At 72.5% G+C, this 24,045-nt stretch carries 18 protein-coding genes; 8 read left to right on the top strand and 10 right to left on the bottom strand.

Annotation, left to right across the window (positions count from 1 at the left end):
* Position 1: 1 nt before the first annotated feature.
* On the bottom strand, positions 2-7,999 hold the full coding sequence (locus KBX71_RS20490) for a type I polyketide synthase (protein WP_210819619.1): 7,998 nt from the start codon (positions 7,997-7,999) through the stop codon (positions 2-4).
* 101 nt (positions 8,000-8,100) lie between these two features.
* On the opposite strand from KBX71_RS20490, the gene KBX71_RS20485 reads away from it, so the two are divergent.
* A complete protein-coding gene (locus KBX71_RS20485) occupies positions 8,101-8,898 on the top strand; it encodes a thioesterase II family protein (protein ID WP_210819618.1) in 798 nt (265 codons plus the stop codon).
* Here KBX71_RS20485 and KBX71_RS20480 read toward each other — a convergent pair.
* From KBX71_RS20480 to KBX71_RS20450, 7 genes are read right to left on the bottom strand one after another with little or no spacing between them, the layout of a single operon-like run.
* Complete coding sequence (locus KBX71_RS20480; protein WP_210819617.1) at positions 8,819-9,853, bottom strand: phosphatase PAP2 family protein; 1,035 nt, start codon at positions 9,851-9,853, stop codon at positions 8,819-8,821. The genes KBX71_RS20485 and KBX71_RS20480 overlap by 80 nt on opposite strands.
* Entirely contained in the window at positions 9,850-10,779 is a 930-nt protein-coding gene (locus KBX71_RS20475) for a phytanoyl-CoA dioxygenase family protein (RefSeq protein WP_210819616.1), read from the bottom strand. The genes KBX71_RS20480 and KBX71_RS20475 overlap by 4 nt, the downstream gene beginning before the upstream one ends.
* Positions 10,780-10,789: 10 nt before the next feature.
* Positions 10,790-12,094 (bottom strand): beta-ketoacyl synthase, encoded by a 1,305-nt coding sequence (locus KBX71_RS20470; protein WP_210819615.1) that lies wholly within the window; start codon positions 12,092-12,094, stop codon positions 10,790-10,792.
* Position 12,095: 1 nt separating this feature from the next.
* Positions 12,096-12,653 (bottom strand): beta-ketoacyl synthase chain length factor, encoded by a 558-nt coding sequence (locus tag KBX71_RS20465; protein ID WP_307847200.1) that lies wholly within the window; start codon positions 12,651-12,653, stop codon positions 12,096-12,098.
* Positions 12,650-13,765 carry a beta-ketoacyl synthase N-terminal-like domain-containing protein gene (locus KBX71_RS20460; protein ID WP_210819613.1) on the bottom strand — a complete coding sequence of 372 codons (1,116 nt, stop codon included), beginning with the start codon at positions 13,763-13,765 and terminating at the stop codon, positions 12,650-12,652. The genes KBX71_RS20465 and KBX71_RS20460 overlap by 4 nt, the downstream gene beginning before the upstream one ends.
* A complete protein-coding gene (locus KBX71_RS20455; protein ID WP_196925827.1) occupies positions 13,762-14,004 on the bottom strand; it encodes a phosphopantetheine-binding protein in 243 nt (80 codons plus the stop codon). Before KBX71_RS20455 ends, KBX71_RS20460 begins: the two co-directional genes overlap by 4 nt.
* 2 nt (positions 14,005-14,006) lie before the next feature.
* Positions 14,007-14,294 (bottom strand): acyl carrier protein, encoded by a 288-nt coding sequence (locus KBX71_RS20450; RefSeq protein ID WP_124822735.1) that lies wholly within the window; start codon positions 14,292-14,294, stop codon positions 14,007-14,009.
* Between the two features lie 15 nt (positions 14,295-14,309).
* Here KBX71_RS20450 and KBX71_RS20445 point away from each other — a divergent pair, with 15 nt between their 5' ends.
* Positions 14,310-14,942 carry a 4'-phosphopantetheinyl transferase superfamily protein gene (locus KBX71_RS20445; RefSeq protein ID WP_210819612.1) on the top strand — a complete coding sequence of 211 codons (633 nt, stop codon included), beginning with the start codon at positions 14,310-14,312 and terminating at the stop codon, positions 14,940-14,942.
* A 49-nt stretch (positions 14,943-14,991) separates the two neighbouring features.
* Here KBX71_RS20445 and KBX71_RS20440 read toward each other — a convergent pair whose 3' ends face one another.
* Entirely contained in the window at positions 14,992-16,416 is a 1,425-nt protein-coding gene (locus KBX71_RS20440) for an AMP-binding protein (protein WP_307847209.1), read from the bottom strand.
* A 470-nt stretch (positions 16,417-16,886) separates the two neighbouring features.
* Between KBX71_RS20440 and KBX71_RS20435 the strand changes: the two genes are divergently transcribed.
* The 5 genes from KBX71_RS20435 to KBX71_RS20415 all read left to right on the top strand — a co-directional run bounded on the left by KBX71_RS20435 (position 16,887) and on the right by KBX71_RS20415 (position 21,459).
* On the top strand, positions 16,887-17,351 hold the full coding sequence (locus tag KBX71_RS20435; protein ID WP_210819611.1) for a TetR/AcrR family transcriptional regulator: 465 nt from the start codon (positions 16,887-16,889) through the stop codon (positions 17,349-17,351).
* A gap of 99 nt (positions 17,352-17,450) precedes the next feature.
* Positions 17,451-17,804 carry a hypothetical protein gene (locus KBX71_RS20430; RefSeq protein WP_210819610.1) on the top strand — a complete coding sequence of 118 codons (354 nt, stop codon included), beginning with the start codon at positions 17,451-17,453 and terminating at the stop codon, positions 17,802-17,804.
* The gene (locus tag KBX71_RS20425) at positions 17,801-18,895 is read left to right on the top strand and encodes a S9 family peptidase (RefSeq protein ID WP_210819609.1); all 1,095 of its coding nucleotides are present in this window, start codon (positions 17,801-17,803) and stop codon (positions 18,893-18,895) included. Before KBX71_RS20430 ends, KBX71_RS20425 begins: the two co-directional genes overlap by 4 nt.
* A gap of 150 nt (positions 18,896-19,045) precedes the next feature.
* Entirely contained in the window at positions 19,046-20,356 is a 1,311-nt protein-coding gene (locus KBX71_RS20420; RefSeq protein WP_210819608.1) for a carbohydrate-binding protein, read from the top strand.
* A gap of 182 nt (positions 20,357-20,538) precedes the next feature.
* Positions 20,539-21,459, top strand: a complete 921-nt coding sequence (locus KBX71_RS20415) for a GNAT family N-acetyltransferase (protein ID WP_247683816.1) — start codon at positions 20,539-20,541, stop codon at positions 21,457-21,459.
* A gap of 56 nt (positions 21,460-21,515) precedes the next feature.
* On the opposite strand, the gene KBX71_RS20410 is transcribed toward KBX71_RS20415, so the two are convergent.
* The gene (locus tag KBX71_RS20410) at positions 21,516-22,865 is read right to left on the bottom strand and encodes a lysine N(6)-hydroxylase/L-ornithine N(5)-oxygenase family protein (RefSeq protein WP_210819607.1); all 1,350 of its coding nucleotides are present in this window, start codon (positions 22,863-22,865) and stop codon (positions 21,516-21,518) included.
* A 126-nt stretch (positions 22,866-22,991) separates the two neighbouring features.
* Between KBX71_RS20410 and KBX71_RS20405 the strand changes: the two genes are divergently transcribed.
* Positions 22,992-23,936 carry a methionyl-tRNA formyltransferase gene (locus tag KBX71_RS20405; protein ID WP_196925817.1) on the top strand — a complete coding sequence of 315 codons (945 nt, stop codon included), beginning with the start codon at positions 22,992-22,994 and terminating at the stop codon, positions 23,934-23,936.
* Positions 23,937-24,045: the final 109 nt, after the last annotated feature.

Below are 24,045 nucleotides of genomic sequence, written 5' to 3'. Positions count from 1 at the left end.
CTCAGCCTCCCTCCGCTATCGCGGCCGACAACCGCGCGATCAGCTCGTCCTCGGGCATCGCCGCCAGGTCGTCGTCGGCCCCGTCCAGCACGCCCGGGGCCGTGGTGGTCGGCGGGCCACCAACCGGAGCGGCCGTCGGGTCGAGCAGCGTCAGGAGGTGATCAGTGAGCGCCGCCGCGTTGGGGAACTCGAAGGTCAGCGTCGCCGGCAGGGCGACCCCCAGCGCCCGCTCGAGCCATCCGCGCAGGCTCAGAGACATCACCGAATCCATGCCGAGATCGAAGAAGCCCTGGTTGGCCATGACATCCACCCCGGACGTCTCGCCCAGCACCTCGGCCACCGCGTCGAGCACCGTCTCCAACAGGTGCTCGGCGCGTTGCTCGGCCGGCAGCGCCAGCACGACGGCGGTCAGCGGCGCGACAGGCGGCGCGGCCTCCGCCGCTCGGTCGCCGGTCACCTGCGATCCGGTGCCGACCTCGGCCAGGAACGCGCGGTAGGCCCGCTCTCGGCACACCCGCGCGTACCGCGGACCGTCGACGTCCGCGACCGTGACCTGGGTCAGGCCCGCTCGCAGAGCGACCTCGAAGGCCTCGCCGACGTCCGCCCCGGCCAGCGGCCGCAGGCCGCTGTCGACCATCACCATCCGGTCCCGGCGGGACAGCTGGGCGGGGTCGTCGCCGGGCATGAACCGGACCACCTGGACGGGCTGGCCGGCCCGCTCCCGGGCGGCGGTCACCGCGTCGACCGCGCCCTCGGCCGCGGCCCGCGCGGCCATTCCGGTGGCCCCCCAGATCGCGGCCGCCGCCCCGGTCACGCAGAACAGCCGCGGCGCGAGTTCGCGGGTCGCCAGGTCCAGCCGGTGTACGAGGTCAGCCCAGCGCATGGTCGCCGACACCGCAGCCGCGTCGACAGTGTCCAGCGGGGCCGCCGGCACGGGCAAGCCGATCAGCAGCACGCCACCGAGCGGGGCGCCCAGCGCGTCCGGCGTCAGTTCGGCGGTGAGGTCTGCCGCCGTGAGGTCTGTCGCCGTGAGGTCGATTCGTCGTACCGCCACGCCGGCCGCCGCCAGCTCGCCGAGCCGGGCATCGTGGGAGGGCGCGGTGTCGGGCGACGCGGTGTCGGCTGGCGCGGTGTCGGCTGGCGCGGTCTCTCCGACGATCAGCCGGCGCAGGCCACGGCGCAGGAGCACGTCGACGAACGGCCGGCTGGCGGGGTGCAGCGCGTCGGTCACCAGATACCAGGCGTCCGGGTCGCAGTCGATCTCGGGCAGCGCGGCGGGCACCGGGTCCGCCGAGGACAGCCGGGGGGCGTACCAGGTGCCGTCGCGCAGGCACAGCTCGTCCTCGGCGGGCTCGGTGGCGGAAGCGCGCGACGCCGTCAGGGCCCCGGCCAGTTCGGCCGCGTCGCCGGCGGCCCAGCCGGGCTCGGCACCTGTCTGGCCCGGCTCGGCACCCGCCTGACCCGGCTCGGTGCCGAGTGCGTGCGGGTCGATGTCGACCAGACCGCCCCACCCGGGCGCCGCCTCCATCGCGAGCACCCGCCCGGCGGCCCACACCGCCGCCTGCGCCGGGTCGACCTCCCCGGAGCCGGTCGGCTGGTGCGCCCCGGCCGTGACGACGCGCAGCCGCCCGGGCGCCACGTCCAGCCCGGTGCGCAGCTGACGGGCCGCCCGCAACACACGCGCGGCCAGGACGTCGCCCGGCACGCTGCCGGGTACCGCTGCCGCGACCAGCACGATCCCGTGCTCCGGCGGAACCTCGTCCCACGGCCCGTCGGCCTCAGGCACGCCGGCGGCCGACGCGCCAGCAACCCGGTCGCGGTCGGAGCCGGCGGACGCTGGCTGCCAGGTCACCTCGGCACCACCGAGCCGCAGAGCGTCGGCCACCCGGCGACCCGCCTCGACGGACGCGCCCGTGAGCGGGACGACGAGCCACCTCCCGACCGGGCCTGCGGCGGGCGGCGAGACGTGGCACCACCGGACAGTGAACATCCGCGCCGCACAGCGGTCCCGGACGTCGTCGGGCAGGACCGCGCCGACGGGACCGCCGGATGTCACCTCGACAGCCTCGAGCGCGACGGCCGAGACAGCGACAGCCGAGACAGCGGGGACAGCCGCAGCGGTGGTGGCAGCCGGGGCAGTGGTCACGGATGCGGTCCGCACCACGGCCGCAGGTGTCCCGGCGGGTGCCGGCGACGCCGTCTGGCCCGGCGCGTCCGCCCAGTGCCGGCGACGCTGCCACGGGTAGCGCGGCAGCACCGCCCGGTACGGGCGGCGGCCGAACAGCGTCTCCCAGTGGATGCCGACCCCGCGCACGTGCAGCCCGGCGACGGCGTCCAGGAATCCCTCGGGGCGGTTCAGGTCCGCCCCGACGGCAGCGAGGCCCGGCTGCCGCTTCGCGGTGACGGCCGCAGCGTCCGGCCCACCGGCGACCGCGAGCAGCTCGTACTCCCCCGCCGCCGCGAGTGACACGGACAGCGCATCCCAATCGAACGCCGGTGTCCGCGCCGTCAGCGGGTGCGGACCGGACAGCGGCCCGCCCACCGAGGCCAGCCACAGCACAGGTGCCGCCGGACTGTCCACGGGCGGCGCCACGGTGACCGTCGCGCCGTCGAGCGTCGCTCGGATCGCCTGCGCCTGGTCCAGCGCACCAGCCGCGCAGGCTGCCGCCAACTCACCGACGCCCCGGCCGGCAACCGCGTCGGGCCGCAGCCCGTACGCCTCCCAGACGGCAGCGAGAGCGAGTTGGATCGCCAGCACGGCGACGGGCTCGCCCCGCTCCGCGCCGTTGGCGGCCAGCGCCGCGCGCACCCCGCCGCCGTCGTCGAGTGCGTCCAACGCGCCGCGGAATGCCGGCTCGTCCCGTTCCAGAGCACGCCAGTCCACGGCCACCCGGTCGCCGTACACGATCATCAGGCGCGCGGCGTCGCCCTGGGCCACGCCCTGGTGTGCGCTCGGGCCGCCGGACAGCCCCGCGGCGAGTTCGGCGGCCCCGTGGCCGACCACCGCCAGCCGGTGGTCCAGGTGAGCGCGGCGGGCCGCCGCGGCGTAGCAGATGTCGCCGATGTCGGCGTCGGCCGGCGCGGACAGCGCCCGGGCGAAGCCGTCCCGCGCGGCGGCCAGGGCGCCGTCCCCGGCGGCCGACAGCACCAGTAGGTGGGCCCGGCCGGAGATGATCGCGCCGGCCCTCGACGTCGGACCGGCACCCGACGTCGGACGCCCGGCACCGTTCGCCGACGACGCCCGGGTCGATGGCCCGCTGAGAACCACGTGGGCGTTGGTCCCGGTGAACCCGAACGCGCTCACGCCGGCGACCCGGGGTCGCCCGCCGGTGGCCGGCCACGGCGTCGTCGACGTGGTGATCCGGACCGGCAGCCGCGCCCAGTCCACCTGCTTCGTGGGCTGGGAAACGTGCAGGTGCGCGGGCAGCTCACCGTGCCGCAGCGCCAACGCGGTCTTGATCAGCCCGGCGATGCCGGCGGCCGCCTCCAGGTGGCCGATGTTCGTCTTGACGGACCCAACCAGCAGCGGCCGGTCCGGCTGGCGTCCGCCGCCGAGCGCGCGGGCGATAGCGCGCACCTCCACGGCGTCGCCGAGCACCGTGCCGGTGCCGTGCGCCTCCAGGTAGTCCACGTCCGACGCGGCGACGCCGCCCACGGCAAGCGCCGACCGGATCAGCTCCTCCTGAGCCTCGCCACCGGGCACGGTCAGGCCGCCGCTGGCGCCGTTGTGGTTGACCGCGCTGCCGCGTATCACGGCGTAGATCCGGTCGCCGTCGCGCTCGGCCCGAGCGAGCGGCTTGAGCACCACCACGCCGGCGCCCTCACCGCGCCCGTAACCGTCGGCGCCGGCGTCAAAGGTCTTGCAGCGACCGTCGGGCGACAACGCGCCCGCGGCCGACATGGCCAGGTGGACGGTGGGCCCGACCATCACGTTGACGCCGCCGGCGAGCGCGACGTCGGCCTCGCCCGCGCGCAGGCTCTGCACGGCCAGGTGCACCGCGACCAGCGAGGACGAGCACGCCGTGTCGATCGCCAGGCTCGGGCCGCGTACGTCCAGGAAGTACGACAACCGGCCGGCCGTTCCGCTGAAGGAGTTGCCCGTGCCGTAGTAGAGGTCGACGTCCCGGGCGCGCCGGGTGAGCAGTTGCTGGTAGTCGGTGGTGTTCATGCCGACGAACACGCCGACGCGGGCGGCGCGCCGGTGCTCCAGCGTGATCCCCGCGTCCTCGAGTGCCTCCCACGCCACCTCCAGGAAGAGGCGCTGTTGCGGATCCATGGCGCGGGCCTCGCGAGCCGAGATTCGGAAGAACGCGTTGTCGAACAGGTCGATCCGGTCCAGGAAGCCGCCGCGACGGGTGACCACCGTGCCGGGCGCCCCGGGCCCGGCGCCGAGCAGCGCCTCGGCGTCCCACCGGTCCGCCGGCACGTCGCCGGTGGCGTCGACGCCGTCGGAGAGCAGCTGCCAGAACTGCTCGGGGCCGTCGGCCTGCGGCAGTCGGCAACCGATGCCCACGATGGCCACCGGTTCGGCCGACCCACGTGCGACGGCCGAGGTCGGACCAGGCGTCTCCGACGTGGCGAGGGCGGCGAGTGCTCCAGCCGCCGGCGCGACAACCGCATCGCGGGTCGGCGGCGACCCGGGCTGAAGCGGTGGTCCAGGCTGAAGCGGTGGTCCAGGCTGAAGCGGTGGTCCAGGCTGAAGCGGTGGCTCAGGCTGAAGCGGTGGCTCAGCCGGGAGGGCCTCGGCGAGGAGATGGTCGGTGAGGGCGTCGATGGTCGGGTGTTCGATGCCGACGGCGGCGCCGAGGACCGCCCCCAGGTCGCGTTCGAGCCGACTGACGAGAGCGACCAGGGCGAGCGAGTCCATGCCCAGCTCGAAGAACCCACGCCCGCGCGCCAGGCGCCGGCCGGGCTCGTACCCCAGGGCCTCGGCGGCCGCGTCGTTGACCAGGGCGGCGATCCGCTCCCGCTCCGACGGCGTGCCAGCGCGGGGGCGGTTTCCGTTGGTGGCCGCACGACCGCCGTTGCCGACACCGCCACCGGCGTCGCCGCTTGTCGCACCCGCGCGGTTGGCGTCCGCGCCGGCGACGTGCCCGTCGCCGACGGCTCTGCTGTCCCGGCTACCATTGCCGCCGCCGTTGCGCGTGGCGACCGCGGGCGCACCGACCCCGGCCAGCGTCTGTACGACGGTGCCGTCCGGCGCGATGAGGCGGACCTCGGCCCGCAGCTCGCCGAGCGTCAGGCCGGCCAGCCCACGGGCACCAGGCCCGGAGTCGGCGGGCCCCTGGGAGCCCACCCGCACGGCATCCGGTGACGCCTGGGCGACGGATGCCCCGTTCTGGATCGGCGGGCTTGGCAGCCAGTACTTTTCGCCGGCCAACCGCACCGGCGGCAGCGGCACGTACCGCCGGCCCTCGCCGTGCACAGCCGCCCAGTCGACGGCGACACCGGCCACGTACGCCTCAGCGAGGGCACGCGTCATGCTCTCCGCCGGCGACCGGCCCCGGGCCAGCGTGCCGATCGCCGCGCCCGGACGGGAGCGGGCCGCGAGTGAGGCGCTCAGTGGCCCGGTCAGCACCGGGTGCGGGCCCAGCTCCAGGAAGACCACCGGACGCCGGGCCAGCAGCCGGTCGACCGCCGGCCAGAACAGCACGGGTTCGCGCACGTTGCGGCCCCAGTAGGCCGAGTCGGGCACGGGCGGGCCGGCGGCCGGGTCCACGCTGGACAGCATCGGCACCCGTGGGTTGGCCGGTGTCAGACCGTCGAGCTGGCGCTCCAGCTCGTCGCCGTACGCCGCAACCGCCGGGCTGTGGAACGCGTAGTCACCGGCCAGCGGCACGCACCGCACCCCGGCGGCGGTCAGCTCGGCGAGCAGCCGGTCCAGGGCGGCTGCCGGGCCGGCGACCACTACCGAGCGCGGCCCGTTGACAGCCGCGATCACGACCTCGCTGGCGTGCCGTTCGGTGGCTGCGGTGACCTCGTCGGCGGACAGCGCGATGGCGGCCATCCGCCCGCTGCCGGCGGCCTGCTGCAGCAGCTCACCGCGGAGCACGATGACGCGCAGCGCGTCCTCCAGCGGCAGCGCGCCGGCGGCGCAGGCCGCGGCGACCTCGCCCATGCTGTGACCGACGACCGAATCCGGCGGGACACCCCACCGTGCCCAGAGCCGGGAGAGCCCGACCTGGAGCGCGAAGATCGCCGGCTGAGCGAACCGGGTGTCGGCGAGCCGGCTGCCGGTGCGGCGGCCCAGCTCCTCCAGGAGCGACCACCGGGCGATCCGCCGCAGCAGCGCATCGCACTCGTCGAGCGTGGCGCGCATGGTCGGGTCTGCTCGGTAGAGGTCGAGCCCCATGCCCGGGTATTGCGAGCCTTGGCCGGAGAACACGTGCACCACGTACGCCGGCCCGTCGTGGAGCAGCTCCCCGGCGACCGTCGTGGGGGACGCCTCGCCGGCCTGGTGCCGGGCCAACGTGGCGCGCAGGTCGGCGGCCGTCGCGCCGGTCACCGCGAGCCGGTGCGTGTGGTGGCTGCGCCGGGCGCCAGCGCTGAACAGCAGGTCGCCGAGCTGGTCGGGCTCGGCCACCGAACTGTCGTCGAGCAGCTCCGCGTGCCGCGTGACCTGGTCCGCCAGGGCCGATTCGGTGGGACCGGACAACACCAGAACCGGCCACCGGACGGGCGCCGGCGCCGGCGCCGGCCGGTCCTGGTCGGGCGCGGCGAGCACGACGTGGACGTTGCTGCCGGACAGGCCGAACGCACTGACGCCGGTCAGGTGTTGGGCGGCATGGGGCAGCGCCGTAGGGGCGGTGGGGACGGCCAGGCCGGAGCCGGACCAGCCGAACCGGGGCGTCTGCTGGGCCAGCTTGATCTGCGGCGGCACCATGCCGGTGCGGGCGACCAGAAGGCCCTTGAGCAACCCGAGGATGCCGGCGGCGGAGTCGAGGTGGCCGAAGTTGGCCTTGTGCGAGCCGATGAGTAGCGGGCGCTCCGGTGGACGCTCCGGGCCGAAGACCGCCGCCAGCGCGCTGAGCTCGATCGGGTCGCCCAGCGGTGTGCCGGTGCTGTGGGCCTCGACGTAGCCGACCTCCGCGGGCGCCACGCCGGCATCGCGGAGCGCGCTGCGCAACAACTGCTCCTGGGCGACGGCGCTGGGCGCGGTCAGACCTGCGCTGCGGCCGTCGTGGTTCGTCGCGCTCCCCTTGATCACACCCCAGATCTGGTCGCCGTCGGCGACCGCGTCCGCGTATCGCTTGAGGACGACCACGGCGCCGCCCTCGCCGCGCACCACGCCGTCGGCCGCCGCGTCGAATGGTCGGCAGAGCCCCTGCGGCGACAGGGCCTGAATCTGTCGCATATAGAGGGTGAGCTCCGGCCCGACCATCAGGTTCACCCCACCGGCCAGCGCGGTGTCACAGTCGCCGGCCACCAGGGCGCGGGCGGCGAGGTGCACCGCCAGCAGCGAGGACGCGCAGGCGGCGGTCAGGGTCATGCACGGCCCGTTCAGGCCGAACGTGTACGACACCCGCCCGGAGCCGAAGCTGAACTCCTTGCCGCTGGCGTAGTGCGCGCCAACCTGGTCGACGCCGAGGGTGCGGGCGTGCAGGACCGCGTAGTCCATCGCCAGAATGCCGAAGTAGACCCCGGTGTTGCTGCCGGACCAGGTCGCCAGCGGCACGCCGCTGTGCTCCATGGCCTGCCAGGCGAGCGTCAGGAGGAGACGCTGTTGCGGGTCTATCTCGCGGGCTTCGCGTGGCGAGACGCCGAAGAACTCGGCGTCGAACCTGTCGATGTCGGGCAGGAATCCGCCGACGCCGACCGTGTCGAGCGAGGCGGCGCCGGGCCGCCCGGCCGGGACCCGGCCGGTGACGTCTCGCCCCTCCTGCAGAACGCGCCAGAGCGAGTCCAGGTCGTCCACGTCGCCGGGGAACCGGCAACCGACGCCCACCACGGCGATGTCGGTCCCGCCCACCCGGGAGGCCGAGCGACGGTCGCGGCGCATCCCCACGGCACCCCCCACGCTCATCCGTCTGGCGAACTGCAACGGCGATTCCCCGCCTGATGATTTCCCTGTATGTTGAAGTACATCGGACGAGAAGCGAGATGTCAATGCTGATAGATCACGCCTCGGCTGGGGATGGCGCCCTGCATAAGGGCCCGGCCGGGCTGCCGTCGCTGACGGTGTTCGGCTTCCCGGCCGCCGGCGGGTCGGCCTCGTATTTCACCAGGTGGAGGCGATGGCTTCCGGCCGGAGTGACTGTCGAGCCGGTGGACCTGCCCGGGCACGGCACCCGCCGACAGGAGCCGGCGATCGACGACTGGCCCCAGCTGGTGGCCGCGGCGTGCGAAACGCTGCACGGCCGCGTGTCCGGTCCGTACGCGCTGGTCGGGCACAGCTTCGGCGCCCTCCTGGCGTACGAGGTGGCGGCGACGCTGCCACGAACCGGCCCGGGCCCGGCGCTGCTGATCGTCGCGGGACGCAACGGACCCGCCGCCGGTCTCGCGCACCGCCCCCTGCACATGCTGGACGACGACCGGCTCATCGAGTCGTTGCGGCGCCTCGGCGGCACCCCGGCCGAAGTCCTCGCCGAACCGGCGCTGATGCGGCTCGCCCTGCCCGTGCTGCGCACCGACCTCCGACTGGCAGAGACCTACGCCCGCCCGCCCCGGCCGGCGTTGCCATGCCCGATCGCCGCCGTGGTGGGCCGACACGACCGGATGGCCGACGCCGCGGGCTCGCTGACCTGGCAGCAGGAGACGGTCGACCGCTTCGACCTGACCGTTGCCGATGCCGGGCACTTCCTTCTCGACCATCCGCAGGTCATCGCGACGCTGACGGCGCGAATGACCGAGCTGCTTCGGCCGGGCCGTCGACCCGAGGCCGGTACCACCAGCGGTTGACCCGCCCGGACACCACCACCGCCAGTGCCGCGAGCGCTATCCCGGCCAGCAGGTCGACGGCGTAGTGCTTACGCAGGTACAGCGTGGACAGCAGCAGCCCCAGGCCGACCGGCAGATACCACCAGAACAACCGACGGGCGTCGCGCCACAGGTACACCATCAACACCACGGTCATGGCGGTGTGCAGGCTGGGAAAGAGGTCCCGCGCCGGGCCTTGGACCGCGGTGATGGCGTCCAGCGCGCCCCCGATCGACCCCTCCTGGCCGGGGAGCGGGTCGGCGTACGTGTCGGTCTGGTAGATGTGCGGACCGACCCCCGGCACCAGCACGTAGCCGGAGTAGCCGACGACAGCGGTGATGGAAATCGCGAGTGCGAAGCCGTGATACTCCCTCACCCGGCCCCGCAGGTACGTGGTCAGGGCGTACGCCCCCTGGGACACGCCGTAGCTCAGGTAACAGATCACCATGAACAGCGTCAGTGCGGGTGAGCCGAGGGTGTCGTTGACCCAACGGCTGACGTCACCGCCGAAGACGGCCCGGTCGAACTCGATCAACGCCGGATCGGCAAGCGGAAGGTCGAGCTGCGGGGTGATGGTGCGCAGGCTCGTGTAGATCACCACGCAGGCCAGGAACGGCACCCCCGTCCTGGCCGCCCCGCCGACGAGCCTGGCCAACCTCGCCGGGCCGCCCGACCGCGCCGGCCCGTCGAGCCCCACCGACCCCAACGACTGTGTACGCCGGCGGCGCGACAGCGTGAACGCGGCCAGGAGCCCGGCGACCACCACGGCCAACGCGCCACCCAGCGCCCACGAGAACGCGCCGGTGGCCACGGCCAGCCCGGCGACGAGCGTGAGGGCCACCGCGAACAGGCACTCCTCTGGCCACAGCAACGGGTCGCGCCGGACATCGCCCCGGTCCCGCGCAACCGCCGCGAGCCGGGGCGTGCCGGTCGTCATGCCGTCTCGTCCGAGGCGGTTGGGGACTGCCACAGCACCGGGCAGAACTGCGGATCGCTGTAGTCGGCCAGACCCGCCTCGTCACGGCGCACCAGGGAATCGTGGTTGTAGACGACGAGGTCGCCGTCCGAGCGGCGGAATTGCCGGTACCGGTTGTCGCCGTCCTGCAGGTGCAACGAGATGGCGCGCCGGGGGCGCGAGCTGCGGTTGGCCCCGCTGCCGTGGTACGTGCGGCAGTGGTGGAAGCTCATGTGCCCCTTGGGGATGTGCATGGGGATCTTGTTCACCTGCGCGCCGTTGTACTCCGCGTTGCGGACGAGCAGGTCCTCCAGCTCGGAACGATTCCGCTCGGCGAAGTGCCTCGTCGTCTTGTCGTCCCCGCCGATCTCCTTCCAGGCGTGGCTGCCGTCGACCATCGTGATGGTGCCCATCTCCTCGGTGCACTCGTGCATCGGGATGAAGGCGGTGAGCATCCGCTCGGAGGTGCAGGTCTGCCAGTAGTGGCGGTCGAAGTGCCAGGGCACGATGTTGCTCGGCTCGCCGGGGCTCGGCGGCTTGAGGATGAGCGTGCTCTGGAACACCCGGATCTCGGCCGCTTCCGCCAGCCGGGCCGCGACCGCGCCGATGATCGGCTTGCGCAGGATCGCGGCGATCTCGTCGCTCTCGTAGTGCACGTAGTCGTTGTGCCGCTGCACGTCGCCGTGCTCCGGCTCCCAGTAGGCGAGCTTCGCCGGCCGGCTGGGCAGCCGCCGGTCGCGGTGACCCGCGTAGAACCGTTCGCTGGCCTCGACGAGCGTGTCGACCTCGTCGTCGGTGAGGAGCTTCTGGCTCAGGTACCAGCCCCGCTCCGCGTACGACCGCACGTCTTCGTCGGTGGGCAGCGCGGCCCGTTCCGCGTCGGTCAGCGTGAATTCCGTCGTTGTCATCGCGCTCCTCTCATCGTTGGTCCGTTGTGGTGACCGCCGGCGCCGCGTCCGCCTCCCGGGCCCGCGTCGTGGACGGCGGGCCGAACATCAGGCTGACGTTGTGTCCGCCGAACGCGAAGGAGTTGGACAGGGCCGCGCGGGGCCGAGCCGGGCGCGCCTTATCCCGCACGTGGTCGAGGTCGCAGGCCGGGTCCGGCTCGTCGAGGTTGTGGGTCGGCGGCAGCAGCCCGTAGGTCATCGTCAGGGCGGTGGCTGCCGCTTCCACGGCTCCGGCGCCACCCAGCAGGTGGCCGGTCACGCCCTTGGTGGAGCTGACCGCGGGGGCGTGCGCACCGAATGCGGTGTGGATGGCCCGGGTCTCGGCCACGTCGCCCCGCTTGGTGCTCGTGCCATGGGCGTTGATGTAACCGACGTCGGTAGCCTCGACGCCGGCGTCGGCGACCGCCCGACGCATGCTCTGCGCGGCGCCGGCGCCGTCCGCCCGCGGCGACGTGGGGTGGAAGGCGTCGGTAGTGGCTCCCCACCCGATGATGTCGGCATAGCCGGCCACCCCCCGCGCGTCCGCGTGTCCGGCGCGCTCGACGACCATGATCCCGGCACCCTCGCCGAGCACGAAGCCGTTACGTCGTCGGTCGAACGGGCGGCTCGCCTCCGTCGGGTCGGGCCAGCCGGTGGCCAGCGCCCGGGCATTGGCGAAACCGGCGGTGCCGGTCGGCCCGAGTGGTGACTCGGCACCGCCGCACACGACCACGTCCGCGTCGCCGGCCCGGATGAGCCGCAGCGCCTCGGCCACCGCGTGGGCGCCGGCCGCGCAGGCGGTGGCGATGCAGGAGCTGTAGCCCTGGATGCCGTACCTGATGGCGATACGGGCGGCCGCCATGTTGGGGAGGAAGCCTGGGTAGAGGTACGCGCTCACCGCGGTGCGGCCGCGCTCCTCCCGGGCCTTGGCCTGCGCCTCATAGGTGGTGAGGCCGCCCGCTCCGCTGGAGACGACAACGGCGATCCGCAGCGGGTCGACATCGCGGCCGACCTCCAGCGCGGCGTCGCGCATCGCGTCGTCGGCGGCGGCCAACGCCATGATCAGGAATCGGTCGGCGCCCAGCACCTCGTTGCGCGGCAGCACTGTGGTGGGGTCGATGTCCGGGGCGATCCCGACCGCCTCCGTGGCACCGGCCGCGCCGTGCCCGTCGGGTGGGCGCACCAGCCCGGAGCGTCCGGTGCAGATCGCCCCGAAGAAGTCCGCCACGCCCCGCCCGACGGGCGTCACCAGCCCGATGCCGGTGATGGTGGCCGAGACTCTGGTCGATCCGGTCATGTCAACCGCCCTGTCCGCCGCCGGTCGGCGGCCTGGTCGTCTGGTTGTCCGGCCTCAGCAGCACGGCGGTAGCGCCGGAGGGCTTGGCCGGGTCGGCGCCGTGCTCGACGATGATCACCAGCGCCTCGGCCGCGTCTCCATCGGCGAACAGGCCCTCGGCCACCGCCCGGCCCTCGCCAAGTGGATCGCCGGCCGGGCTGAGGCACACGACCGGTCCGGTCAACGCCCATTCGGTGGCGACGTGGCCGAGGATCGAGTTCGGCACGGATTGGAAGAAGTACATCGGCGACACCCGGCGGCCAGCGTCCACCTCCGCGACGACCGCCGCCGCCGTCGCCTGGTCGGCGTACGCGCTGACCAGGACGACAGCGGTCTGCCCAGCCGGCCCGACTCCGGTGCGCCGGTGCAGGCAGCGACCGGCGACGGCCGCGACGAGCGGGGCGAACGGCGAGGCGACAAAGCCGCGGATCGGCGGCGGTGGGCCAGCGTCGCCGGGCTCGGGCCACGCCGCGCGGGCCAGCTCGTGAAGCGCACCACGGTCGGTGTCGAGGCCGGTCACACCGCCCCCAGCACCAGCGCGGTGTTCGCGCCGCCGAAGGCGAGGTTGCAGCTCAGGGCGTACCGGCCCACCATCGGGCTGGGCTCGCGGACCACCTGTACCGGGCATTGCGGATCCGCCGCCCGGAAGCCGGCGTTGACCGGCAGCTGTCCCGCGTCGAGGGCCAGTGCGGTGACCGCGAACTCGAGCAGACCGGACGCCTCCAGGGCGTGCCCGTGAACGGACTTGGTCGAGCTGACCGCGACCGACCCCGCCACGGCGCCGAGGCCGGTGCGCAGGGCGCTGCTCTCGGCGGCGTCGGCGCGCATCGTGCCGGTGCCATTGGCGTTGACGTAGGCCACCTCCTCCGGCGTCACCCCGGCCCGGGCCAGGCCGGCCCGGATGGCCGACGCCAACCCGGCGCCGCCCGGGTCGGGCTGGCAGACGTGGTACGCGTCTCCAGCCCGGGCCCAGCCGGCCAGCCGGGACCGCACCCGATCGCCCCGACCCCGGGTGCCGGCCGCCGACTCCAGCACCACGGCGACGATCCCGTCGCCCAGCAGCATCCCCCGCCGGTCCTTACTGAACGGCCGTACGGCGCCGTCGTCGGCCAGCGCCCGGCCGGCGTCGAACAGGGCCTGGTGGTCGGCGTCGACGAGGAAGCCCCCGGCGACCACGGCGCGTTCGCAGCGGCCCCGGGCAATCATCGAGGCGGCCTCGGCCAGCGCCGTGCTGCCCGCCACGCATGCCGACGTGTAGACCCGCGCGACGCCGGAAAGCCCCGACCGCCGGGCCACGGCGGCCGCCAGTTCGGCCGGCCCGTTGCCCTGCCCGCCGGAACGGACCACTGTGGTGCCCGTGCCGGTGGCGAAGAACAACTGGCACTCCGCTCGACGGTGCGCCAACCCGGCGTCGTCGCAGGCATCCGCCACCACGGCGACCAATTCGGCGGTCAGGTCGCCCGCGTCGGCCAGCGTCGCCGCCGCCCGCACCCGGCTGCGGCCCGGGTCGAAGCGGCGAACCTCGCTGAACGCGGGCTCCCCGGCCAACACCGCCGCCAGTAGCCGCGCGGCGCCACGGCCGTGGGCCGTCAGCAGGCCCAGCCCGGTGACCAGAACAGGTGAGCAGGTCACTCGGGCTCCGCCGCCGTCAGGGTAAGGCGGCCGAGGAGCTCCGCCGCACCGGACACCGTGGACATGGCCGCCAACTCGTCGTCGTCCAGGTCCAGGTCGATGCCGTAGCGCCGCTCAAGCTCGTGGACCAGCCGGGCGAGCTCCAGCGAGTCGATGCGCTCGCGCGAGGCGTCGACTGTCCGGTAACCCACGGCGGCGAGGATCGACAGGATCTCGTCGCGGCGATCGCTGCCGCCCACCGTCACTCCGCCGTAGCAGCCGGCGCGGCAGGTGCGCTCAACGCCGGCTCCGCACGCCCGGCCACCTCGGCGGCGAACCGATCGAGCGTCAGGTCGGCCAGCTTCTCCAACTCCTCATCAGTGAACTTGACTCCGAAGGTGTCCTCCACCCGGACGGCGAGTTCGGCGACGGCCAGCGACTCCAGGTCGAGCCCGGCGGGGCCGAGCACTGTGGTCCCGTTGACGTCGTCGACGTCGTAGTTCATCTGGGCCAGCGCATCGATGATGGACTGGCGAACCTCATCTGACATTGCTTGACTCCTCCCATGGAATGGGTCGTGGTGCGGATTGCGAGGGTCACCGGCGACCCCAGGGATCGGGCGTCGGGATATCTGGTCGACACCGCCGCCGACGTGCTCGGCGTGCCGGCAGGCGAGGTCGCCGTGGCACGGGACCAGACCGGCCGGCCGAGGCTCACCGGCGCGGCGCGAGGGTTGCACGCGAGCATCAGCCACGGACGCGGCGTGGTCGCGGTGGCCGTGTCTGCGGTCACGGAGGTCGGTGTGGACGTCGAGCGCGAGCGCGCCCTGCCGGGTGAGGCGTTGGCCCGGCGCTGGATGACGGCGGCCGACGCCGACTGGCTGACCGACCGGCCGGCGGCGCTGCACACCAGCGCGTTCCTGTGGCTGTGGACGCAGAAGGAGGCCATCGGCAAGGCACGCGGCACCGGCCTGCGCGGCGGCGGTCTACGGCAGCCGCTGGTGCTGCCGCCCGTCTGGCCGGACCCGCTGGGCTCGCTGCCGTTACGCCCCGTGCCCGGCAGCACGGCCGGGGTGGCCTGCGGTGTGCTCTCCGGCGGCCTGGTGCTGGCGGTGGCCGGGCAGGACAGGCTGCTCCACGACGGCGCTGCCGACGGCATCCGGCTGATCACCGACCCCCGGGAGGCGACCGCGCCATGACGGCCGGGGCCGGTCGGCAGCTGCGCCGCACGCGTCCCGTGCAGGGGCATCATGACGGCGTCGGCCCGGCCGACGCACTGCGCAGCACCGCCACGTCACGCACGACCTTGCCGCTGGACGTACGCGGCAGACGCTCCAGGAGTTGCCACCGCAGCGGTCGCTTGTACGGGGCCAGCACGTCCTCCAGCGCGGCGTCGAGCTCCGGCCCGGTCCACGGCTTCTCCACCGCCGTGTAGGCCTCGATGGCACCGCCGTCGAACGTCACCACCACCTCGGTGACGCCGGGCAGGTCGAGGATGGCTTGTTCGACCTCGGTCAGGTCGACCTTGAGGCCCCCGATGGAGACCTGCGAGTCGAGGCGACCGCGGATCGTGACCAGGCCCGTCACGGGGTCGAGCGAGGCGGCGTCACGGGTGCGCAGCCAGCCGTCGGACCAGCGGCTCTCGTCGACGAGCCCCACGTACGGTGTGACGGGTCGGCGCACCTGAAGCTCACCGTCGACGACCCGTACGTCGATCCCGGGCGCCGGGCGGACCCCGGGCCGGTGTTCGCCGAACAGGTCGGTGGCGATGACGCCGACCTCGGTCATCCCGTACATGTTGGCCAGCACGGTGTCGTAGCAGGTCGCGAAACGCTCCCGGACCCCGGGCCGGACCAGCTCGCCCGCCGTGGTCATCCGCACGAACTGCGACAGCGGCCCGTCGGGGCGGCCGGCCATCAGCATCTCGAGGTGGACCGGAACACCGATCACCGTGGTCGGCGTCGATTCCGCCGTGATGGCGCCCAGCACCCCACCCACGGTCATCCGTTCGGGCAGCGTGAGCCTGACACGGGCGTGCAGCGCGTAGAGCAGGCCGCCGACCAGGCCGAGCACGTGCGCCATCGACGCGAGCAGCACGAGCCGCTCGCCGGGCCGGGGCACGCCGTCGATGCGTGTGTAGCGCTCGATCTCGGCGACGAGATCGTCGACGGTGCGGCCGATGACCTTCGACGGACCGGTGGACCCGGAACTCAGCTGGATGAGCGCGTGCGATGTCGGCGCGGGTCGCCCGGCCGGGAGTGCGACGACCGTCTCGTCGACTGTGACGAAGCCGCGCAGCGGAGCGACCACCGCCGCGGCGGGTTGCACGAGGAACTGCGCGCCGACGCGTTCGAGCGCCCGCTCCACCTCGCCGCGTGACAGTCTGTGGTCCAGCAGCGTCACCTGGGCGCCGATCCGCCAGGCGGCGAGAAGGTTGGCCACGTATGCCAGCGAGGAGGGCAGGCGCAGCACAATCGCGCCGCCCGGACGCAGGCCGGCGTCGGTGAGCCGGGCCTGCCGGGAGGTCACCTCGGCGCGCAGCTGCGCCCTGGTGATCGGTACGCCGAGGACGAGGCAGGTTTCGCTGCCCGGCCCGGCCAGCAGGACGTCGTCGACCCAACCGGTGCCGTGCGCGGGCAAATCATTCCTCCCGGCCGCCAGCGGCGAATCTATAGTGGACACGTAGCCTCCACGCTGCTCGAACGGCGGGCCGGCTCGACGGGTGTGCTCGTGCCGAACGAAGGGCTTTCCTCATCTGGTGACATCCCGGTTTGATGAATTATATCGGCGCGGTCCCTACCGTCAAGCGCCCAGCAGGCATCGCGCGGAGACGGTGGGTGCCGCAGGGCTACTGCCGCGTCAGGAACGTCGCCCTCGCCAGACAGGCAGACAGGCAGACAGGCCGGCGTGGCCAGCCGCCACGCGATCCGTCCCGCCTGGCCAACCCGCGCGCCGGTTGGCAGAGCGATCTTCGACGGACAGCTTGCTCACCGCCCGAGCGCTTGTCGCCCGATTGCCCAGGCCAGTCGCCGCCATCCGGCGCGACGATCTCACCGTCCTCGTCCAGCGGCAGCGGAGCACCCGCGCAGATTAGGAACGATTGTTCTTGACTGGTCGTTCCCAAATAATTTAGGGTTCTCGACATGGGACGCCCGAGGGGTTTCGACGAACAGGCCGTGACGGCCGCGGCAGCGGAGCTGTTCGCCGTCCGGGCCTACGACGGGGTGTCCGTCGACGACCTCGTCCAACAGCTGGGCGTGCACCGCAACAGTCTGTACAAGACCTTCGGCAGCAAGCGAGGTCTGTATCTCGCCGCCCTGCGGTGGCACCTCGAGCACCGCCTACCGTCGCTGACCGAGCAACTCGCCGCCGACGCGGCAGTCGCCGACGGCTCCGCGCTCGATCTGCTGTTGCTGGCCGCGGTCGAACGCGCCCCCAACGACGTCGAGGTAGCCACCCTCGTGGCCAAGGCGTGGCAGGCGCTTGATCAGGCCCTGCAACGGGCGTCGACGACCCCCGCCGACGACCCTCGCTCGACCGCGCTGGACGTGCTACTGGGCGAGCGGCTGCGGATCCGTGCCGCTCCGGCATCGGCCGACCCTTGGTAGCCCTGTGCTCACCCGACCACCCCGCCCAGCGCTGCGCGCGCCGGTGCCCCACCACGCCCCGCAGCCGGTGCCGCCGGGGCTGACGAAAGGACCGTATTCATGGCCAATGTCCTCATCGATGGCGACGACCTCGTCGTGCAGATCGAAGGTATGGACAGGTTGTGGTCGCTCAAGAGCCGCATGGTGATCCCGTTGGCCAACGTCCGCGGCGCCACCGCCGACCCGGGCATCGCCGCCGAACCCAAGGGCCTGCGCGCACCGGGAACGAGCCTGCCCGGTGTGATCACGGCCGGCACCTTCCACCAGGACGGTGAACGCATCTTCTGGAACATTCGTGACGGTGCCCGCGCCGTCGTCATCGAACTCGCGGACGAGGACTACGCCCGCCTGGTCGTGGAGGTCGCCGACCCGGCCGCCACGGTCGCCCTGATCGAGCAGGCGGTCCGGCGATGATCTCGATCGGCCGGGTGCCGCGGACCGTCCGCCGGATCGCACGGAGGGTCGCGGTCGGCACCGTCATGGTCGGCAGCATCGCCGCAGGGTCCCTTCCCGCCACCGCCACCGCCGCGCAGGCCAGGCCAGCCACGCCGGCCGCGGACCGTGAGATCACCTTCACCGTCGACGGGACCATCACGTACGGCACCCTGCACATCCCCGCCCACCGCCGGGGGCAGAAGATGCCTGCCGTGTTGTTGCTGCCCGGCAGCGGTCCCACCGACCGCAACGGCGACCAGCCGCCCGCGCTCACCCCGCACACCCTGGCCAAACTTGCCGGGGCGCTGGCGGGTGACGGAGTCGTCAGCCTGCGCTTCGACAAGTACGGCACGGGCCGGACCGGGCTGGGCGCCTACACCGGACGGCCCGAGACGCTCGACTACCCCGCCTTCGTCCGCCAAGCCGATGCCGCGTACCGGCTACTCGCCGGCCAGCCCGAGGTCAACCGGCGAGCGGTACGCCTGATCGGTCACAGCGAAGGCGCACTGACGGCACTGCGGGTCGCGGTCACCGCCGAACCCCGCGCGGCCGGAGTCGGGCTGTTGCAACCCCTGGCGAGACGGTTCCTCGACGTGCTCGCCCAGCAACTGCACGACCAGCTCGCCGCCGCCGTCGCCGCAGGCCAGCTGAGCCGGCAGGAGCAACTCACCATCGGCCGCGCCGTCGACCAGGCCGTTGCCGATCTCCGGGCGCACCGCCCGCCCGACACCAGCGCCATGCCGCCCGCGCTCGCCACACTCTTCCGGGCCCTCGCCGGTCCCAGTCGGCGGTACGTGGAAACCATCGACGCCATCAACCCTGTCTCGGTCGCACACCGGCTACCGCCTCGGACCCCTGCCCTGCTCACCTGCGGAACCATCGACCAGCAGGTCCCGTGCCACACGACCACGCAGCTGGCGGTAGCGCTGGAGCGGGCGCACACCAGCGGGCCCGGCCGAATCGTGCTACCGGGCGTGGCTCACGATCTGACCGATCCCGCCAATCCCGACGTGCTCGCCCCGGCGACACTCGATGCACTGCGTCGGTTCATGAGGTGCGGCGCCAGATAGACGAGGCCCACGCTCCAAGTAGGGAACCCAGGGAGGCGCCCCGGCCTCGGCACCCCCAACTTCCCCGGATCTGTAAACAACCCTTGATATTAAACTTCACGAACGTCAATATGTGGAGGTCGCGGGTCGTCGAAGCCTGGGGAGTGAGCCATGAGAAGCCGTCGAATTTTCGCAGTGGTAGCCGGGGCGGCGATGACCGTCGCGGCCGCCGTCGCCTTCGTCCCCAGCAGCATGGCGGCCGTGTCCTCGGCCAACGCCGCCCCGATGGTCGCCTGCACCGCCCCGGGCTGGTCCGAGGGCCCCACCTACCAGGCGGGCGCCCAGGTCACCTACAGCGGCAGGCAATACCAGGCACTGGTCACCCACACCGCGCACCCCGGCGCCGGCTGGAACCCCGCCGCGACTCCGTCGCTGTGGCGTGACCTGGGCGCGTGCTCGGGTAGCACTCCGCCGCCCACCACCCCACCACCGACCACACCTCCCCCCACCACGCCGCCGCCGACCGGTGGGACCTGCGCGGTGAAGTCGCGGCCCACCGGCAAGGTGTTGCAGGGCTACTGGGAGAACTGGGACGGCGCCTCCAACGGCGTACACCCCGGCCTCGGCTGGATCCCGATCACCGACAGCCGGCTCACCCAGCACGGCTACAACGTGATCAACGCGGCGTTCCCGGTCATCCGCTCGGACGGCACCGTCCTCTGGGAGAACGGCATGGACGCTGGCGTGAAGGTGGCGACCCCGGCCGAGATGTGCCAGGCCAAAGCGGCCGGCGCCACCATCCTGATGTCGATCGGCGGGGCCGCCGCGGGCATCGACCTGAGTTCCGCCGCGGTCGCCGACCGGTTCATCGCGACGATCGTGCCGATCCTGACGGCCTACCACTTCGACGGCATCGACATCGACATCGAGACCGGCCTGACCGGCAGCGGCAACATCAACACCCTGTCCACGTCGCAGGCCAACCTGATCCGGATCATCGACGGTGTGCTGGCCCGGATGCCGTCGAACTTCGGCCTGACCATGGCGCCGGAGACGGCCTACGTCACCGGTGGCAGCGTGGTCTACGGCTCGATCTGGGGCTCGTACCTGCCGATCATCAAGAAGTACGTGGACAACGGCCGGCTCTGGTGGCTGAACATGCAGTACTACAACGGCAGCATGTACGGCTGCGCCGGCGACTCGTACCCGGCGGGCACCGTGCAGGGCTTCACGGTGCAGACGCAGTGCCTGAACAACGGCCTCACCATTCAGGGCACCACCATCCGTGTGCCGTACGACAAGCAGGTCCCGGGCCTGCCCGCGCAGAACGGGGCGGGCGGCGGCTACCTGTCGACGTCGTTGGTCACGCAGGCATGGAACTCCGTGCCCGGCCTCAAGGGCCTGATGACCTGGTCGGCTAACTGGGACGGGTCGAAGGGATGGACCTTCGGCGACAACGTGAAGCGCCTGCAGGGCCGCTGACGCACGACGGCGCCCGGCCTTCAACGGCGTCGAGGTCTCGTACCCGAGCCTCAGGACGACGGTGAAGGCCGGACCCGGCGCCTCTCCGCGCGGCAGCGCGCGCCGGCTGGCTCAGGGTTCGCAGGTTCTCCGCCGTGCAAAATTCGGGTGTCGACGTGGTCGACGGTGGCTAGCGTACGCAGATGAGCATCCTCCCGATGGCCGGCCTGCGGCTGCGGTTCTACACCGATCCGGAAGAGTTCCTGGCCGCTGCGGGTGACTACCTGGGCGCCGATCCGGTCGTCAGCACTGTGGTGACCACCATCGCGCACCGGGTGTTGTCGCAGCGGTCCGAGGGAATCTCGCAGCCCGACCGCAACTGGTGGCTGGTGGTCAGCGACGACTCGGGTGCCGTGGTCGGCGCGGGGATGCGCTCGGCGCCGTACGCCCCCTACCCGCCCTTCCTGCTGCCCATGCCCGACGAGGCGGCCGTTGCGCTGGCCCACGCGTTGCATGAGCGCGGTGAGGAGGTCCTCGCGGTCAACGGGGCCCTGCCCGCCGTTGAGCTGTGCGCCGCCGAGCTGACCCGGCTCGGCGGGGGTCGGGTCCAGGTCACCCAGCACACACGACTGCACGAACTCGGCGAGCTGGCCTGGCCGCCACCTGTCCGTGGCGGCCTGGTGGCCGCGAGCGAGGACGACGTGGGACTGGTCACGGAGTGGTTCGCCGCGTTCGTGGGCGACGCCGACGAACAGGCGGGCCGCCCGCGCGGTGCCAGCGCGCACGACGTGCCCGACCACGCGGAGATGCTGCGCCGACTCCACACCGGACGGCTGTGGTTCTGGGTCGACGAGACCGGCGAGCCGGTGCACCTCACCGGCGCCAACCCACCGGCGTTCGGGGTGGCCCGCGTGGGCCCGGTGTACACACCGCCGGCCCAGCGCGGGCGTGGTTGGGCCAGCAACGCGGTCGCCGAGGTTTCCCGGCGAATCCAGGCCGAGGGTGCGCGGGTCTGCCTGTTCACCGACCAGGCCAACCCGACCTCGAACAAGATCTACGCCGCCCTCGGCTACCGGCCGGTCGTCGACATGGCCAACCTCGTCATCGTCACCGACGCCGAATAGCAGCGACGCCACGTCGGCCAGGCGCAGTTGCCGGGCGATCGACGGGGGCTGCGCCGTCAGTCCGGAACGCCCGCGCTCACCGCGACGCGGTTGGCCATCGGGCGCGCGTCGCCGAGGTGGCCGACGATGGAGCCGAGAATCTCGCCGGCGCGTACGGCAGCGTTGGACAGCAGGGAGGCAGTGATGCCGTGGGAGTGTTCGGTGCCTCCCTGCAGGTAGACGTTGGCCAACACGGACGCGTCGGCCCGGATGCGGTAGTCGCGTTGCACCACGGCCCGGCCGAATTCGTCCCGGTGGTAGTACCGGGCGGCGTCGTCGAGCAGCGGGAACGGGTCGACCGGCTGGTAGCCGGTGGCGCAGATCAGGACGTCGGCGTCGAGGACCGACACCTCGCCGGTGGTCAGCGTCTCGACGCTCACCGCCACCCTGCCGTCGTGTTGGCGGGCTCCGGTCAGGCGGGACATGTTGAGCAGGCGCAGCCGCTGGACGCCGTTTACCTTCTCCTGGTAGGAGCGCCGATAGAGGTCCTCGATGAGTTCGGCGTCGACGACCGCGTAGTTCGTGTTGCGGTGGTAGTTCATCAGCATCGTCTTGACCTCGGACGGCGCGGTGAAGTAATCGTCCACGGCGGCCGGGTCGAAGATGCGGTTGGCGAACGAGCTGTCGTCGGCCGGGCTGTAGCCGTAGCGGGAGAACACACCGCAGACCTCGGTGTTCGGGAACCGCTCGTGCAGGAACGCGGTGACCTCGGCGGCACTCTGGCCGGCGCCCACCACGACGACCCGGGACGGGTCGGTGCCGTCGAGCCGGTCGATGTTGGTCAGGAGGTCGCGGCTGTGCCAGATCTGGTCGGAGATCTCCACGCCGGCCGGGGTCTGCGGTTGCAGCCCGGTCGCGATGACGAGATTGCGGGCGCGGTACGAGCTGGCGCCGCCGCTGTGGCAGACCAGCACGTCGAACGCCTCGACGACGCCGTCGCGGAGCACCGGGACGACCTTTGTGACGTCCTGGCCGTAGTGCACCATGTCGCCGACCTTGGCCGCGGCCCACTCGAGGTAGTCGTGGAACTCGACGCGCAGCGGGAAGAAGCTCTTGTGGTTGACGAAGTCGATGAGTCGTCCCTGGTCCTGCAGGTAGCACAGGAAGCTGAACTCACTGGTGGGGTTACGCAGCGTGACCAGGTCCTTGAGGAAGGACACCTGCATGGTCGCGTCCGACAGAAGCATGCCGCGGTGCCAGCCGAAACGGGCTTGGCGCTCCAGGAACACGGCGGTGACCGGGTCCGTCGCGCCGCCGCTGCGGTTGTGCTCGTGAACAGCGACCGCCAGGGCCAGATTGGACGGACCGAAGCCGATTCCCAGCAGGTCGATGACCGGAATTGCGCCGTACGGAGCGGCCTGTGACATCGGCAGTCCTCATCGTCAGGTCGAGCGGGTCGACACCCTGCACGTGAACGAGCCGCCCCCGGGGACGGCGCGAAGCTAGGTTAGACTAACCTAACTTTTGCTGAGTTGGATGGGCCAGGAGGAACCGTGCGGGTAGTCATGTTCGGGTACCAGACGTGGGGGCATCGCACCCTGCAAGCGCTGCTGGACTCGGAGCACGAGGTCGCTCTCGTGGTCACGCATCCGCCGAGTGACCACGCGTACGAGCGGATCTGGAGCGACTCGGTCGCCGACCTCGCGGCGGCGCACGGCGTTCCAGTCGAGGTCCGTGACCGGCCCGACGACGACCTGCTGGTCCCGCTGGAGAAGGCCGATCCGGACGTCATCGTGGCGACCAACTGGCGTACCTGGATCCCACCGCAGATCTTCGAGTTGCCCCGCCGGGGCACGCTCAACGTGCACGACTCGTTACTTCCCGCGTACGCGGGCTTCTCGCCGTTGATCTGGGCTCTGATCAACGGCGAGAAGGAGGTCGGGGTGACCGCGCACATGATGGATGCGGAGCTGGATGCCGGAAACGTCGTGTTGCAGCGGTCGGTCCCGGTCGGCCCACGCGACACCACCACCGATCTCTTCCACAAGACGCTGGAGCTGTTCGGGCCGATCACCGTCGACGGTCTCGCGCTGATCGCCTCCGGCAAGACCGATTGGACGCCGCAGGACCGTTCGAAGGCCAGCTTCTTCCACAAGCGGTCCGACGAGGACAACCGCATCGACTGGACCTGGTCGGCGGAGGAGCTGGACCGGCTGGTCCGGGCGCAGTCCGACCCGTACCCGAACGCGTACGCGTTCCACAAGGGACAGCGACTGCGCATCACCGCCGCGTCCGTCTCGCAGGGCAACTACGGCGGTACGCCTGGTCGCATCTTCATCCGCGAGGGTGACGCCGTCGTCATCGTGGCTGGCGCCGAGGCCCGCCGCGGCAAGAGCCGCGGTCTCGCGATCGAGCGGGTCCGCCTGGACGACGGCACCGAGCTGACCGCGGCGGAGTACTTCCGCACCATGGGCGGCTATCTCACCAGCCACCCGTGACGCGCGGGCGCTGATTCGTTCGGGCCTCCGGGGTTCGCGCCGATGGGCCGGGCCCCGGATCCGTCGCGCCCCGGATCCACACATTTAGGGCAGGCTTGCCTTACCGACT

Origin of the sequence: Micromonospora sp. D93 (genome assembly GCF_018070365.1) — a bacterium.
GTDB lineage: Bacteria > Actinomycetota > Actinomycetes > Mycobacteriales > Micromonosporaceae > Micromonospora > Micromonospora ureilytica.
Note: the sequence above shows the minus strand (reverse complement) of the source record. Positions and strands in the feature narration are given on the sequence as shown.

What these genes read in the sequence shown, in the direction of transcription:
- KBX71_RS20490 (WP_210819619.1), bottom strand. Translation starts at nt 7,999, where the DNA reads ATGCGCCGCGACCGTCGCTCGGCCTCCCGGGTGGGCGGGACCGACATC.
- KBX71_RS20485 (WP_210819618.1), top strand. Translation starts at nt 8,101, where the DNA reads ATGTCAATGCTGATAGATCACGCCTCGGCTGGGGATGGCGCCCTGCAT.
- KBX71_RS20480 (WP_210819617.1), bottom strand. Translation starts at nt 9,853, where the DNA reads ATGACGACCGGCACGCCCCGGCTCGCGGCGGTTGCGCGGGACCGGGGC.
- KBX71_RS20475 (WP_210819616.1), bottom strand. Translation starts at nt 10,779, where the DNA reads ATGACAACGACGGAATTCACGCTGACCGACGCGGAACGGGCCGCGCTG.
- KBX71_RS20470 (WP_210819615.1), bottom strand. Translation starts at nt 12,094, where the DNA reads ATGACCGGATCGACCAGAGTCTCGGCCACCATCACCGGCATCGGGCTG.
- KBX71_RS20450 (WP_124822735.1), bottom strand. Translation starts at nt 14,294, where the DNA reads ATGTCAGATGAGGTTCGCCAGTCCATCATCGATGCGCTGGCCCAGATG.
- KBX71_RS20445 (WP_210819612.1), top strand. Translation starts at nt 14,310, where the DNA reads ATGGAATGGGTCGTGGTGCGGATTGCGAGGGTCACCGGCGACCCCAGG.
- KBX71_RS20435 (WP_210819611.1), top strand. Translation starts at nt 16,887, where the DNA reads ATGGGACGCCCGAGGGGTTTCGACGAACAGGCCGTGACGGCCGCGGCA.
- KBX71_RS20430 (WP_210819610.1), top strand. Translation starts at nt 17,451, where the DNA reads ATGGCCAATGTCCTCATCGATGGCGACGACCTCGTCGTGCAGATCGAA.
- KBX71_RS20425 (WP_210819609.1), top strand. Translation starts at nt 17,801, where the DNA reads ATGATCTCGATCGGCCGGGTGCCGCGGACCGTCCGCCGGATCGCACGG.
- KBX71_RS20420 (WP_210819608.1), top strand. Translation starts at nt 19,046, where the DNA reads ATGAGAAGCCGTCGAATTTTCGCAGTGGTAGCCGGGGCGGCGATGACC.
- KBX71_RS20415 (WP_247683816.1), top strand. Translation starts at nt 20,539, where the DNA reads ATGAGCATCCTCCCGATGGCCGGCCTGCGGCTGCGGTTCTACACCGAT.
- KBX71_RS20410 (WP_210819607.1), bottom strand. Translation starts at nt 22,865, where the DNA reads ATGTCACAGGCCGCTCCGTACGGCGCAATTCCGGTCATCGACCTGCTG.